The sequence below is a fragment of the Pseudoclavibacter sp. CFCC 14310 genome (assembly GCF_008831165.1).
In the GTDB taxonomy this organism is placed as follows: Bacteria; Actinomycetota; Actinomycetes; order Actinomycetales; family Microbacteriaceae; genus Pseudoclavibacter_A.
Window position 1 is genome coordinate 160,275 of record NZ_WBKC01000003.1, and the last position, 14,064, is coordinate 174,338.

The 14,064-nt window shown below is 66.9% G+C and carries 10 protein-coding genes; 2 read left to right on the plus strand and 8 right to left on the minus strand.

Annotation, left to right across the window (positions count from 1 at the left end; genetic code table 11):
* Positions 1 to 50: 50 nt before the first annotated feature.
* Complete coding sequence (locus F8O06_RS08155) at positions 51 to 1,370, minus strand: uracil-xanthine permease family protein (RefSeq protein WP_158037690.1); 1,320 nt, start codon at positions 1,368 to 1,370, stop codon at positions 51 to 53.
* A gap of 138 nt (positions 1,371 to 1,508) precedes the next feature.
* Complete coding sequence (locus F8O06_RS08160) at positions 1,509 to 2,585, minus strand: AI-2E family transporter (RefSeq protein ID WP_158037689.1); 1,077 nt, start codon at positions 2,583 to 2,585, stop codon at positions 1,509 to 1,511.
* Positions 2,586 to 2,825: 240 nt separating this feature from the next.
* Here F8O06_RS08160 and F8O06_RS08165 point away from each other — a divergent pair, with 240 nt between their 5' ends.
* Positions 2,826 to 3,593 (plus strand): TetR/AcrR family transcriptional regulator, encoded by a 768-nt coding sequence (locus F8O06_RS08165; protein WP_158037688.1) that lies wholly within the window; start codon positions 2,826 to 2,828, stop codon positions 3,591 to 3,593.
* A gap of 113 nt (positions 3,594 to 3,706) precedes the next feature.
* On the opposite strand, the gene F8O06_RS12250 is transcribed toward F8O06_RS08165, so the two are convergent.
* The 6 genes from F8O06_RS12250 to F8O06_RS08195 form a co-directional block, all read right to left on the minus strand.
* Complete coding sequence (locus tag F8O06_RS12250; protein WP_192496835.1) at positions 3,707 to 5,575, minus strand: DUF2207 domain-containing protein; 1,869 nt, start codon at positions 5,573 to 5,575, stop codon at positions 3,707 to 3,709.
* A gap of 148 nt (positions 5,576 to 5,723) precedes the next feature.
* On the minus strand, positions 5,724 to 6,410 hold the full coding sequence (locus tag F8O06_RS08175) for a LysE family transporter (protein ID WP_158042597.1): 687 nt from the start codon (positions 6,408 to 6,410) through the stop codon (positions 5,724 to 5,726).
* A complete protein-coding gene (locus tag F8O06_RS08180) occupies positions 6,407 to 7,432 on the minus strand; it encodes a magnesium transporter CorA family protein (protein ID WP_158037687.1) in 1,026 nt (341 codons plus the stop codon). The genes F8O06_RS08175 and F8O06_RS08180 overlap by 4 nt, the downstream gene beginning before the upstream one ends.
* Positions 7,433 to 7,458: 26 nt before the next feature.
* Positions 7,459 to 8,823, minus strand: a complete 1,365-nt coding sequence (locus tag F8O06_RS08185) for a sugar porter family MFS transporter (protein ID WP_263970002.1) — start codon at positions 8,821 to 8,823, stop codon at positions 7,459 to 7,461.
* Positions 8,824 to 8,918: 95 nt separating this feature from the next.
* Positions 8,919 to 9,875, minus strand: coding sequence for an exopolyphosphatase (locus tag F8O06_RS08190; protein WP_158037685.1), 957 nt, complete (start codon positions 9,873 to 9,875; stop codon positions 8,919 to 8,921).
* The gene (locus F8O06_RS08195; RefSeq protein WP_158037684.1) at positions 9,872 to 11,080 is read right to left on the minus strand and encodes a glycosyltransferase; all 1,209 of its coding nucleotides are present in this window, start codon (positions 11,078 to 11,080) and stop codon (positions 9,872 to 9,874) included. Before F8O06_RS08195 ends, F8O06_RS08190 begins: the two co-directional genes overlap by 4 nt.
* 172 nt (positions 11,081 to 11,252) lie before the next feature.
* Between F8O06_RS08195 and F8O06_RS08200 the strand changes: the two genes are divergently transcribed.
* Positions 11,253 to 14,060 carry an ATP-dependent Clp protease ATP-binding subunit gene (locus F8O06_RS08200; RefSeq protein ID WP_225733394.1) on the plus strand — a complete coding sequence of 936 codons (2,808 nt, stop codon included), beginning with the start codon at positions 11,253 to 11,255 and terminating at the stop codon, positions 14,058 to 14,060.
* The last annotated feature ends 4 nt before the right edge of the window (positions 14,061 to 14,064 follow it).

Sequence of the window (14,064 nt, forward strand, 5' to 3'; positions counted from 1 at the left end):
CATGGTGATGAGGATGTCACGGCCGGCCCGGCTCGGCCGACTCGCGTGGATCAGTGCGCGGCTTCGTCCACGCGATCCGTGCTCGCCGGCGAAACCGGCGTCGTGCTGCGTCCGCCGCGCAGCTGGGTCACTCCACGCATGACGTGGTAGACGGCGATGGCGGCGAAGGTTCCCAATGCGATGCCGCCGAACACCAGGTCGCCGGCCTGCCAGGTGAAGTCGGCGATCGCGATGATCAGCGCGACCCCGGCTGTGGTCAGGTTGATCGACTTCGAGAAGTCGACTTTGTTCTCGACCCAGATGCGCACGCCGAGCACACCGATCATGCCGTAGAGCACCACACCGGCACCGCCGAGCACACCGGCGGGCACCGTGGCGATCGCCGCTCCGAACTTGGGAAAGAGACTCAGCAGAACGGCGACGATGCCGGCCACCCAGTAGGCCGCCGTCGAGAACACCTTGGTCGAGGCCATCACACCGATGTTCTCTGCGTAGGTGGTCGTGCCCGAGCCGCCGCCCGAACCCGCGAGCACCGTGGCAAGACCGTCGCTGATCAGCGCACGACCGATGTTGTCGTCGAGATTTCGGCCGACCATCATGCCGACCGACCGCACATGTCCGATGTTCTCAGCGATCAGCACGAAGACGACGGGCACGAAGAGGCCCACGGTCGAGATGTGGAAGGTGGGCGTCTGGAAGTGCGGCAGTCCGAACCATGCCGCGTCGGCGATGGCCGAGAAGTCGACCTCACCGCGGACGACCGCAGTGACGTAGCCGATGACCACGCCGAACAGAATCGACAGACGACCGAGGAACCCACGGAAGAGCACGCCCCACAGGATGATCGCTCCCAGTGTCACCAGCGCGGTGATTGGGGCAACCTCGAAGTTCGCCTTGGCGCTGGGTGCGAGGTTCAGGCCGATCAGAGCGACGATCGCACCGGTGACGACAGGCGGCATCAGCCACTCAATCCATCGAACGCCCGCCCACTGCACGATCAAACCGATGACGAACAGCGTGGCACCGGCGATCACGACGCCGCCGAGCGCGCCCGCGTACCCGTGCTCGCTCTGCGCCGCGGCGATCGGGGCGATGAAGGCGAAGCTCGATCCGAGATAGCTGGGCACCCGGTTTCGGGTCAGCAGCAGGAAGATGATGGTGCCGAGGCCGGAGAACAGCAGGGTCGTCGCCGGTGGGAATCCGGTGAGCAGCGGCACCAGGAAAGTCGAGCCGAACATGGCGACTACATGCTGGGTGCCGATGCCGATCGTGCGCGGCCAGGTCAGTCGCTCGTCGGGAGCCACCGCCTCGCCCGGTCCGATGTGCACGCCGTCTCCGTGCAGCCGCCAGTCGAAAGCTCCTCGAGCCATGTCGTCTCCTCAATGTCATGAAGCGGCGAGGAACAGGAGCTCTCCTGCTCCAGGCTCGACGCAGAGTCGTGAGCCTGCCACGCCGAGGGGAGATTCTACGCCGACCTGCGTTGCGCGCAGGTTACATCGCCGGGCAGTTCAGCGCTGCTCCTGAGCGGGCACGATCACGCGTTTGACGATGATGAGGATCGAAGCGGCGACGGGAAAGGCGACGAGCGCCCCCATCAGTCCGGCGAGCGTCGCACCCACCATCGCGCCGATCAGCACGAGCGATCCGGGAATGTTGACGCTCGTGCCGACGATGCGCGGAGTCAGGACATATGCCTCGACCTGCATGTAGATGATCAGGCAGACGGCGACGAACACCGCGGTGAGCGGTGAGCTGAGCAGGGCGACCGCAGTGATCAGCACGGTGCTGATCACACTGCCGATGAGCGGGATCATCGTGATGAACAGCGCGAGCATGGCAAGCACGAGCGAGAACGGAACGCCGAAGACGGTCATCACGATCAGGCTGAAGACCGCGTTGCAGAAGGCCAGAACGACCATGCCCCCGAGGTAGCTGCCGACCGATCCGGTGATCTCTTCGGTGATGTCCATGACGTTCGCCCGCTTCGTCTTCGGCACCAGCAGAGAGAACGCCTGCTTCATGCGATCGAGGGAGACCACGAAGTAGAGGGTCAGAATCAGCACGAAGATCGTGCCGGTCATGGCGTCGACCACGCCGCGGCCGATCTCGAAGGCTCCACCGCCGACGCCCCACCAGAAGTCGGGGTTCGTCACCTGCGTCTCGATCGTGTGCAGCGTCGTGGTCGCGGCTCCGTTGAACTGCTCGTCCACGTGCAGGAACCAGGGCCGCTGGCTGACTTCGTCGAAGCTCTTTGGCGCCGTGTCGACGAACTGGCCGACCTGCTTCACGATGCCGGGCACGATCATCCAGACGACCACGCCGAAGATCAGCAGGCCGACGCCGAGCACCGTGCCGAGCGCCAGCGGGCGCTTCATCCCCTTGCTCTCGAGCCAGCGAATCACCGGCTCCAGTCCGAGTGTGATGAAGAGGGCGAAGAACACCAGGGTCAGCGGCTTGATGATCGCGACGACGACAGCGGCCAGAAGCACTGCCAGCAGCACGCCGACCGTCGTCGAGAAGCCGGACATCACGCCGGGGCCGCGGGGCAGCCATTTTGCGCGTGTCGCTGGTTCCGGGGTCGACATATGATCCTCCTGCTTGCAGACATCCGCTCTCAGCGTAGGGCGTGCCTATCCGAGAACTAAACGTAACGTTTCCAGTCTTCCAGACCCACCGTCCGGCGACGACGTCGGCTTCGGCGAGGCTCCGGACGAGGTCGGCGACGGTGGATGGTTTTCCCAAGCACTGCGTGGCATACGCCTGCTGCGATGGATCATGCGAGGCGGTGTCATTTCTTGGGTGCACCTGCGTGGTAGCGTGACCGAATGAGCACCGCATCGCTGAGTCGAGTCGAAGTGGCCGATATCGCCCTCGCACTGTTCACCGCCCGGGGATATGACGAGGTGAGCGCCGCCGACATCGCTGCCGCAGCCCATGTGTCACGCAGCACGTTCTTTCGTCAGTTCGGGACCAAAGACGATGTGATCTTCGCCGACCATGATGACATCCTCGAACAGGTTGATGCCTTCTTCGCCGCACGTCTGCGTGGTGAGGTGGTCACCGTCGACGCACGCAGAGACGTGATCGACGCCGCACTGCTGGTGCTCGATCGTTTTCTGGCCCGTCTTCCCAGCATCCGCTCGCGTGATCGCATCGTGCGAGCCACGCACAAACTGCGAGATCGTGAGATCGTTACCATCACGCGATATCAGAAGGCCTTCGACAGATATCTGCGCGAGCAGCTGCCCGCATTGCGACATATCGAGGCTCTGCAGTTCGCCGACGTCGTCGCGACCACGCACAATGCCGTGCTGCGGCAGGCCATTCGAGATCAGCTCTCACCAGACCAGGCCCGTCGAGACCTGAGCGTCGAACTCGATCGTCTGCTCACCATCTTCGCGCCCGTCGTCGGCGAGCCGTCACAGGCGCAGCCACAATCGTCGGCAGCCGAGGGAAATCATGACCGCCCTCAGCTGCCGACCGTCTCAGACGCCGAATCGGTCGTCGTGGTCTTCGGCGTCGATGCGCCAATGTCTACTGTGGGCACAGTGGTGCAGCAGGCTCTGAAACGGCATCGACAGAATCGCATCTGACCCTTCTTTCGATTGCAGCAGTGCCCCGTCATCTGATGCGGTTCGAGAGCAGACGCGTCTGTGCAGTCGACGATGGCAGGAGCGATGATCGCCGCTGCAGCGACCCGGTAGCGCTAACGGCCGCCACCGCCGCCGCCACCGCCACCACCACCTGCGAAGCCCCCGCCCCCTGCCCCACCAGAAAAGCTGCCTCCTGAGGTGGGCGGCTGCACCGAAGTGGTCGCAGCGGTGTTGAACGCGGCGAGTCTGGAAGCGAGGACTCCTGCAGTGAACGGCGTCATCGAGTCATACCACCCCGGTTGGCTGCCGGTGCGCTCGTAGTCGACCTGCAGCTGCTTCGCCCAAGTGCCTTCGATGCCCCAGAGCACCGCCCACGGCAGCAGCCTTTCGTTCAGACGCACACTGGTCGAGCCGTCGGACAGATCGATGCGTTCGGCGCCCTGCACACTCTGCAGCACGGCGAAGCGATCTCGCTCGGCAAGCTCCATGTACATCTTCAGGCCTTTGACCTCGTCTCTTGCCTCGGCACCCGCTTCGGTCAGCGTCTTCGGACGAGGCAGGGCCACGAACAGCAGCATCAGCGACCCCACCGTGGCCAACCCGGCTGCGATGAGCCACCAGGTGATGCGTTCGGCCTGCACCAGCGCCCACAGCCCGTACGCGGCGGAGATCGCCATCATGCCCCACCCTGACACGCGCAGGGCAAGCGGCAGCGTGGAGGTCGGTACGGCTCGGAACCCGCCGGCGAGGAGTCGCTGCTGAACATCGGCGATCACCGCCTGCGCACGTTCGGCACGGTGCTGGTCGGGCTTCGTCTCAATGGCCACGCGCTCACCCGGCTGCAGCTGACGAGGCCCGGCCAGCACGGCGAGCACCTCTGCGTCATGAGCCTGCATTCGAGCGGGGTCGACCATCTCGATCGCGAAGCTCGGTCTCTTGGCGCCGAACATGCCGACATGTTCGATGTCGACCATGCGAACGACGCCGCGAACCGCCATGTCGATGACTGCGGCCGGCATCCAGCTGTTCATCCGGTTGACCAGGTCGGCCCCGGCGACGATCGGAAGCCCAGCGGGCGGTGCGTACTCCGGAACGATCACTCCACGCCCCGGGGCGTCCCGCCACCGGCGGCTTCGCACGACGACCAGGGCGACGGCGAGCCCGAGAGCGACTGCGCTCAGCCCCAGCGGCAGCCATGTCGTCCACCATGCCCGTGAGGGAGGTTCGGGGATCACGAAGGTCTGCGGAGCGAAGCCGACCGCGATGGTCATGGTCTGCGCGGGGGCAAGCCCGCCGTCAGTCTGCGCGGTGAACCGGGCGGCAGCGTCACCCGCGTCTTCGAGACGCACGATCTGACAGCGCGCGGTCGAGCCGTGTGCACCCTGGTAGCAGGAGGCCTGGCCGTTCAGGGCGGAGACGAGCGAGGGATCGACCGTGAGCGTCGCAGAGACGACCCCGAACGGCTGCTGCCAGCTCTCGCCGTTGACATCCCAGTAGAACTCGTCGGTGTCGGTGTCGGCGAAGTGACGCACGGTGTTCTGCATGGTGTAGCTCAGCGCGTAGGTCTGCCTGCCGTGCACGAACTCGTCTGAGCCGAGAGACACTTCGAGCTGGCCTCCGACGCGCTTGGTGTCGTACACCACTGCGCGGCCGGCGTCATCGGAGACCGCCGTGACCGTCGGGTCGAGCGCCACCCCGTCATAGTCAAGGGGAATCTTGCGCACGAGACCGCGGTTCTGATCGAAGCTCGGGAAGTCGGCGACCAGAGTCTCGGTGACATCGATTCGGGCTCTGCCGTCGGCGTCGCGGCTCAGGTGGTAGTCGACAGACATCGATTCGAAGCTGAAGTCGTCGACGGATGCCGCTGCCGGTCTGACGGACGTCGCCAGCAGCGCCAACGCGAGCAGCGTGGCCGCCAGCAGCAGAGCCGAGAGTCGTGCCAGGGTCGATCTCGGCAGACGCAGCGATCTCGACGTGCTCACCAATCTGTGCGTGTGCGACATGCCTGGTGTCGGTGCGGAGTTTTGGGTCGTTCGCATCGGCCTCATGCCGCCCATGGTACTTCGTCGCACCGACATCGCCCGATCACCCGCACGACGAATCGCGCATTACGTCGCGCTGAGGCAGGCCTCAGTGCAGAAAGATCAGCAGCACGCCGACCGCAAGATACAGCACCCCGAACACCGCATTCATCACACGCTGACCATGCGCGTTTCGCGCGAATCGCCCGACCGCGCGTGCGGCAGGAGCGAAGAAGCCCCACATCACACAGATGTCGACGACGATCATGGTGACGATCACCGCCGCATACTGCAGCACGACCGGTTTCGACGCATCGATGAACTGCGGCATGAAGGCCAGAAAGAAGATGATCGCCTTGGGGTTGCTGAGGTTCACCCAGGTTCCGCGCATCACCATCGCGCCGGGTCTCAGGTATCGGCTGACGCCGGCAGCATCCCCCGAATCGGCGGCCTGGTTCTCGGCAGCCGCGCCGGTGTCGGTGTCCTCGTCTTGGGCGACCCGACCGACGGCGCGCGCGAGCAGCAGCTGCCGAACCCCGAGGTAGCCGAGGTAGGCGGCGCCGGCGTAGCGGATCGCCGTGGTGACTCCCGGCGCGTGTGCGAGCAGCGCACCCAGCCCGCAGGCCACGATCACCAGCAGAATGAGCAGACCGATCTGCTGGCCGAGCACGCCCCAGATCGACCGGCGCCACCCGACGTTCAGCGCATTCGTCATCGTCGAGATGGCTCCGGCGCCCGGGGTGAGGCTCACCATGATCGACGCGGCAAGCAGTGCTCCCCAGACCGCCGGGCTCACAGCCAGTCCAGGCGTTTGAACCAGGCGTAGAGCCCAACCGAGGTCAGCGCGATCAGCGTCACGGCGATCACCGCACCGACATCGGTCTGAAAATAGGGAAAGTTCACGTTCATGCCGAAGAAGCCGGTGATCAGCGTCGGCACGGCGATGATGGCCGCCCACGATGTGAGCTTCTTCATCACCAGGTTCATCCGGTTGCTCTGGCTCGAGAGGTTCGTGTCGATGATGGTGCTGGCCAGGTCTCGCAGCGAGTCAGTCCAGTCGCTCACGCGCAGCACGTGATCATAGACATCGAGAAAGTATGGCCGCAGCGCATCGGGCAGCGGCGGCTCGGCACGATTGATCACGCTGCTGAGAATCTCTCTGGTCGGCAGCGCCAGCCGACGCAGGGTGACCAGACGCTTGTGCAGATGATAGGCGTTGAGCTGGATGCCGCGGGAGTCCGGTGTGTCGCCGAAGAGCTCGTCTTCGAGAGCGTCGATGCTCTCGTCAAGCTGCTGCACGGTGTCGAAATGGGTGTCGACGATCTGATCGACGATCGCCCAGAGCACCGTGATGCCGCCGATCGCCAGCAGCGTCGGATGCGCTTCCCAGGCCAGTCGTGCACCGCCGAGATCGAAGCCGTCGCCGTGTCGCACGGTCACCACGACGTTTCTGGTCAGAAAGATGTCTATCTGATGCCGTTCGAGCTCGGACTCGACATCGTTCGGCGCAGCCATCGCATACAGCGTCAGAAACAGATGCGTCTCGTAGCGAACGAGCTTCGCGCGCTCATGGCTCTCTTCGACGTCTTCGATCGCGAGCGGATGCAGATGCAGCGTCTGCGCGATCTGCACGAGCGCCTCATGATCGGCCGTCGGCAGATCGACCCACGTGGTGCGCTCGGCGTCGTGCTGCAGCTGCTCGAGCTCGGTCAGAGAGGTGGTCTCCCGTTCGAGTCGGCCACCGCGGTAGACGCGGATCTCAGGTGTGCAGACGGTCGAACTCGCACCGGTCTTCTCAGGGTCGGTCTCAGAGCGCATGAACCGAGTCTACGCAGTCGATCGCTTCAGCTGAGACGTCGGCGCAGCATCCTCTCGACCTCTTCGAGCGCCAGCCCTCGCGTCTCGGGCAGCGCACGCCAGACGAACCATGCGCTCAGCACGTTGACCGCGGCGAAGACGAAGTAGACGTCGCCGCCCAGGTGCGCGAAGGCCAGTGGAAAGAGCAGCGCGACGACGCCGTTCGACAGCCACTGCACGCAGACCGCCACACCGGCGGCCAGTCCCCGCACCTGCAGCGGGAACAGCTCGGCCGTCATCAGCCAGAACACCACTGACACCATCGACTGCACGAAGCAGAGCAGCACCAGCATGAGGGCGAGCACGAGCCAAGGCTGGGCCGGCCCCAACGGCAGGGCGAAGGCGAGGCCCAGCAGCAGATGCGACGAGGCGACGCCGATCAGCCCGGTGATCATGATCGGGCGTCGGCCGAGACGACGCAGCACGCGGATGCCGACGAGCGTCGCGAGCACCGAGACCACTCCCGTGGCGATGGTCGCGGTGAGCGCCGCCTGCGTGCCGAGCCCGCTGGTCGCGAGGATGCTCGGTGCGAAGTACATCACGGAGTTCACGCCCGTCAGCTGGGAGACCATGCCCAGACCGGCACCGATCAGCACGAGACGGCGCACCCAGCGGGCCCGCATCGGATGCCGATCCGTTCTCTGCGTCGCACCTGCAGGCTCATTCGCCCGGGGGTGAAGCGCCGTGATCGTCTGCAGCTCGCGCTCGCTCTCGCCGGTGCTGCGAATCGATTCGAGCACACGGCGCGCAGCCTCGGGGCGACCGTGCGTCGCCAGCCAGCGCGGCGACTCCGGGACGAACCAGAGCCCGGCGAACAGCAGCAGGGCCGGGGTCGCACTGACCAGCAGCATGTGTCGCCACGCTTCGCCGTCAGACGACGCCTGCGCGATCGCAGCGTTCGCCACCGCCGCGAGCAGCTGCCCGGTGACGATCATCAGTTGGTTTCGGGTGACCAGCCCAGCGCGCCGCCGCGCCGGGGCGATCTCGCCGATGAAGATGGGCACGATCGTCGAGCTGGCTCCGACGGCGAGGCCCAGCACCACCCGACACCCCACCAGCGCCTCGACGCTCGGCGCAAGCCCGGTGCCCAGTGCGCCGACGGCGAAGACGAGCGAGACGAAGAGCAGGGTTCGGCGGCGTCCGAGGCGATCTGCGAGCCGCCCGCCGACAAGGGCGCCGAGACTCGCGGCGAAGACGAGCGCCGACGTGACGACGCCTTCGGCCAGGGCGTCGAGTCCCAGGCCGCCGGCGTCTCGCGGCTGACTGAGAAACGGCAGCGCGCCCGCGAGCACGCCCGTGTCATAGCCGAAGGCGACGGCTCCCATCGTCGCGATCAGCACGATGGTCGTCACGCGTCGGTCGGGCGATCCGCTCCTGCCGCGCGATGATCGAGATGTCGGCTTCGTCGACCTGCGGTGCTCCTCACTCGTCCTTCCCCGTGAACTGCTCATCGCCGATCTCGACCGCCTGCCAGCAACGTCTCAGCGGCGCCGTCGAGGATGTCATGCTCGCTGTAGACGGCGTGGTCGCAGTGTGAGCGGGCGGCGATGCGCGCGCTCACCCGTGACCAGATCACCGCAGCTGCGGAGACCAGGTCAGTGCGTGTGCGGTCGACGCCCATCTCGGCAAGCGCATGCGGGTCGGCGGCGATCAGACGAGTGCAGGCGGCCTGCAGCGCGTCGAGACTCCAGCATCCGCCCGACAGTTCGCCGAAGCGCTCGGCACGAACGCCGGCGGTCACCGCTGCGATCATGCCGACCGAGTCAGAGACGCCGATGATCCGTTCGACGCCAGCCAGCGAAACATGAGCCTCGGCTTCGTCGAGGGCGCAGTCGACGTCGGCGACCATCGCCGCGTGCTGTGCCGCCGACATCGGCCGGTGCGCATCGAGGTGTCGCTCGGTGAGGCGCACGCCGCCCACGTTCATCGACCACGCGGCGGTCGGTCGGCCGTTGCGTCCGACGACGAGCTCGGTCGAGCCGCCGCCGAGGTCGACGACCAGCGTCATGGGCTGTGTCGGCATTCCTGTGAGTGCGCCGGCGTACGAGAGGTCGGCCTCTTCGACACCGCTGATGATCTCGGGCCGCACGCCGAGAGTCGATTCGACGACGTCGCGCAGCGGTGTCGCGTCATGCACGTCGCGGCTCGCCGACGTCGCCACGAAGCGCAGCCGGTCGTCTGCGACGCCGAGACGCGTCAGATCGCGGCGGTAGTCTGCCAAGGCGACGCCAAGGCGGTCGAGCGCCGCCGGTGCGAAGGCATGCGTGCGGTCGACGCCCTCGCCGAGACGGATCGTGCGTGTGCGGCGCACGAGCTCCCGCGTCGGTGCGGGCCCCTCGATCACGAGCAGGCGCACGGTGTTCGTGCCGCAGTCGATAGCGGCGACGCGTTCGCGAGCGGTCATACCGGCTGCACCGTCGAGCGCGTCATCCGACGCTGCTGACAGTAGATCTGCACGAGCCGTCGGGCGCTCTTCGCCCAGCTGCGCTGCAGAGCGAGTGCACGGCCTGCACGCCCCATGCGCTCGCGCAGCTCGGCGTCGTCGAGCAGCCGGGTCAGCGCGCGCGCCCAGGTCTCGGGCGAGCGATCGCGCATGAGCAGACCGGTCTCGCCGTCGTGCACCGCCTCGGGAAGGCCTCCCGTGGCCATCGCGATCACCGGCACCCCGCTTGCGGCTGCCTCGAGTGCGACCAGACCATAGGTCTCAGAGTGCGACGGAACCAGGAACACCGAGGCACCGCGCATCAGATCGGCCAGCTCGGCGTGCGACATCGCGCCGTCGAAGTGCACCCGGTCGCCGATGCCCGCGTCGGCGGTCTGTCGGCGCAGAGCCGTCAGACAGCCGCCGTCCTGGCTGCTCGGCCCGCCCGCGATGCGCAGATCAGGGCGCAGCGAGTCGTCAGTCGACGCAATCGTGGCGACGGCGAGGTCGAGCCCTTTGAGCGGCTCGATGCGGGCTGCGGCGGCGACGTATCTCGGAACTGCGGCCTCTCCCGGGTGGAAGCACCGAGCATCCACACCGGGAGACACCACGTGCACCCGCGATGGCTCGCCGCCCAGCCGCTCGACCACGGTGCGCTGCTCGGCATGACTGACCGTGATCACTGCATCGGCCTCGCGTGCGAGAGTGCGCTCTGCCGAGAGACGCCCGGGCGCCTCGGGAGGCTCGCCGTTGTCGAGTGCGGTGTCGGCGTCTGCCGCGATGCTGTGAAAGCTCTGCAGCATCGCCGCGCCGCATTCCCGAGCGACGGGCAGGGCCGCCAGACCGGAGTACCAGTGATGCGCGTGGATCACGTCGTAGTCGCCGAGTGCCCGCAGCTGCCCGGCGAAGGCGTCGATGTACGCCTCATGCTCGGCTTTGGGCAGCGGATGCTCGGGCCCGGCCGTGATCGTGCGCAGCATGAGTCTGGGGGCGAGCTCGATGGCGTCGGGCTGCTCGGGAGCGCTGCGGCGTGTGATCACATCGACCTGGTGACCGAGCGCGGCCAGTTCGGCCGCAAGGTGCTGGATCACGATGTTCATGCCGCCGACGTCGCCCGTGCCGGGGTCGCCATAGGGATTCGTGTGCAGCGAGATCATGGCGATGCGCAGCGGGCTGGCGGAGGGCATGCCGTTCAGTTTAAGGCATGGCGCTCGTGATGCCGCGAACGGAAGCGACGCAGGGGAATACCTGCGACACCCGGACGTTAGGTTGAGCGTACGGCACTCAACTTTGAGGGTGGCGACGTCTGAACGACTGTCAGATCGGTATCGCCCTCGCAGACACCGACGAGGAGGTACTGTGCCAGAGAACAACCCCCAGAACGGGAGCGAACGCGAACCGAGCGGGCAGGGATCATTCGACGAGTTTCTCGCACGCTACCTGAACGCACAGCAGGCACGGCAGCAGGCTGCCGAAGGCCAGCGCACCATCGACATCAGCAGGTTTCTGACCCAGCGCACACAGCAGGCTCTGGCCGAGGCCGGATCGTACGCGGTCAGAAGAGGTCAGACCGAGGTCGACGCCCTGCACATGCTGCGCGTGCTCGCCGAGAACGCCCCAGTGCACGACGTGCTCACCCGCATGGGCGTGAGCGTTCAGCAGCTCGCTCACGAGGTCGAAGCTCGGCTGCCCGTCGCTCGTGACGGCGCGACCGTCACCGAGGCCCCCGACGTCACGCCCTCGCTGCAGCGCGCCCTCTTCCATGCCTTCCAGGTCGCCCGCGCCTCGGGTTCGACCTATGTCGATCTGGAGCATCTCTTCTTCGCACTCGTGCTCGCACAGGATGCGCCTTCCGCACAGATCCTGGCAGGGTTCGGCGTGACCGCGCAGTCGCTGATCGATTCGATGCGGCAGTCTGCCCGGCAGCCCGATGACGTGGCACCCGTCGACGACGCTGCGGCTGCGAACTCCGGCTCATCGGAGGCGGACGCAGGCGGCGATGCGGAGCAGACTGATGCATCCGCCACATCGCAGACCCCGATGCTCGATCGCTTCGGCACCGATCTGACGGCACAGGCACGCGACGGCCGACTCGATCCGGTGATCGGTCGTGCCGACGAGATCGAGCAGACCGTCGAGATCCTCTCGCGCCGCACCAAGAACAACCCCGTGCTCGTCGGCGAGGCCGGCGTCGGCAAGACCGCCGTCGTCGAGGGCCTCGCGCAGGCGATCGTCGACGACGAGGTTCCGCACGCGATCGCCGGGCGTCGCCTGGTCTCTCTCGACCTGGCGTCGATGGTGGCCGGCACGCGCTTTCGCGGCGACTTCGAAGAGCGCCTGACCAAGCTGCTCGACGAGATCACCGCGCATCGCGATGAGCTCATCGTCTTCATCGACGAGCTGCACACGGTCGTCGGTGCCGGCGGCAGCGGCATGGGCGACGGCCTCGACGCGGCCAACATGCTCAAGCCAAGGCTGGCTCGAGGCGAGCTGCATATGATCGGCGCGACCACGCTCGACGAATATCGCAGGATCGAGAAGGATCCCGCCTTGGAGCGCCGGTTCCAGCCGGTCGCCGTCGACGAGCCGTCGGAGGACGTCGCCGTGCGCATTCTGCACGGCGTCGCGCCCGCCTTCGCCGAGCATCACGACGTGCGGTACACGGATGCCGCGCTCGACGCCGCCGTGCGTCTGTCGGCCCGTTACCTGCCCGATCGTCGTCTGCCCGACAAAGCGATCGACCTGATCGACCAGGCCGGAGCCAGGCTGCGTCTGCGGCTCGGCGATCGCATCGACACGCAGGCGCTGATGCGCCAGCTCATGGAGTTGGAGGCCGAGAAGAACGCCGCAGCGTCGACCGAGCAGTATGAGCAGGCCGGCCAGATTCGCGACCGCATCGAACAGGTGCAGGCGGCTCTTGACGCGGCGAGCGCGCACAATGCCCGCATCGAGCATCAGCACGCCGCGACGACGAGTTCGGCGCCGGCACCGACCGAGGCGGTGGTCGACGAGCGACAGATCGCCGAGGTGGTCGCGCGCCGAACAGGTGTTCCCGTCGATCGCATCAGCGAGGGCGAGCGCACACGGCTCGCGCACCTCGAGAGCGAACTGCACGAGCGCGTGATCGGTCAGCATGACGCGGTCGCCGCGGTGGCTCGGGCCGTGCGTCGTGGCCGCACCGGTCTGGGCGACCCGAACCGGCCCGTGGGCAGCTTTCTGTTCCTCGGCCCGACCGGGGTCGGCAAGACCGAGCTGGCCAAGACGCTCGCGGCCAGTCTGTTCGGCGACGAGCACGCGCTGCTGCGCTTCGACATGTCGGAGTTCGGCGAGAAGCACACCGCAGCGCGGCTGGTGGGCGCTCCCCCGGGCTACGTCGGCTATGACGAGGCCGGCGAGCTCACCGAGGCCGTGCGGCGCAGGCCGTACTCGGTGCTGCTGCTCGACGAGATCGAGAAGGCGCACCCCGACGTGTTCAACCTGTTGCTGCAGGTGCTCGACGACGGGCGGCTGACCGACGGCCAGGGGCGCACCGTCGACTTTCGCAACACCGTGGTCATCATGACCTCGAACATCGGCTCCGAGTTTCTGGCCTCACGGTCGGGAGCGCTCGGCTTCGTCGCGAACACCGGCGACGACGCGACGGGCTTCGGTTCGGAGCGGGCGCTGCGCGATCGGGTGATGGGCCGGCTTCGTGAGGCGATGCGACCGGAGTTCCTCAACCGCATCGACGAGATCGTGCTGTTCCGTCGTCTCTCGCGTGAGCAGGTGAGGCTGATCGCACGCACCATGATCGCGGCGACGGCCGAGCGGCTGGCCGACCAGGGCATCCGCCTGCAGATCAGCGACCAGGCGGTCGACTGGCTCGCCGAACACGGCTTCGAGCCCGAGTACGGGGCTCGTCCGCTGCGCCGCACGGTACAGCGCGAGGTCGACGATCGCATCGCCGACCTGCTGGTCTCGGAGGCGAGCGGCACGGTGGTGACGGTCGATCTGGCGTCTGCAGAGACGACGGCGGATGCCGACGCGGCAGGCACTTCGGCCGACGCCCGTCTGCAGGTGCGCTTCGAAGACGCAGACGACCACACGGGTCGTGCGGGTTCGGCATCGGTCGAGACCAACGCGGCCGGCGTGCATGAGGAGGTGGCAGGAGACGAGGCCGCGGCCTAAGGTC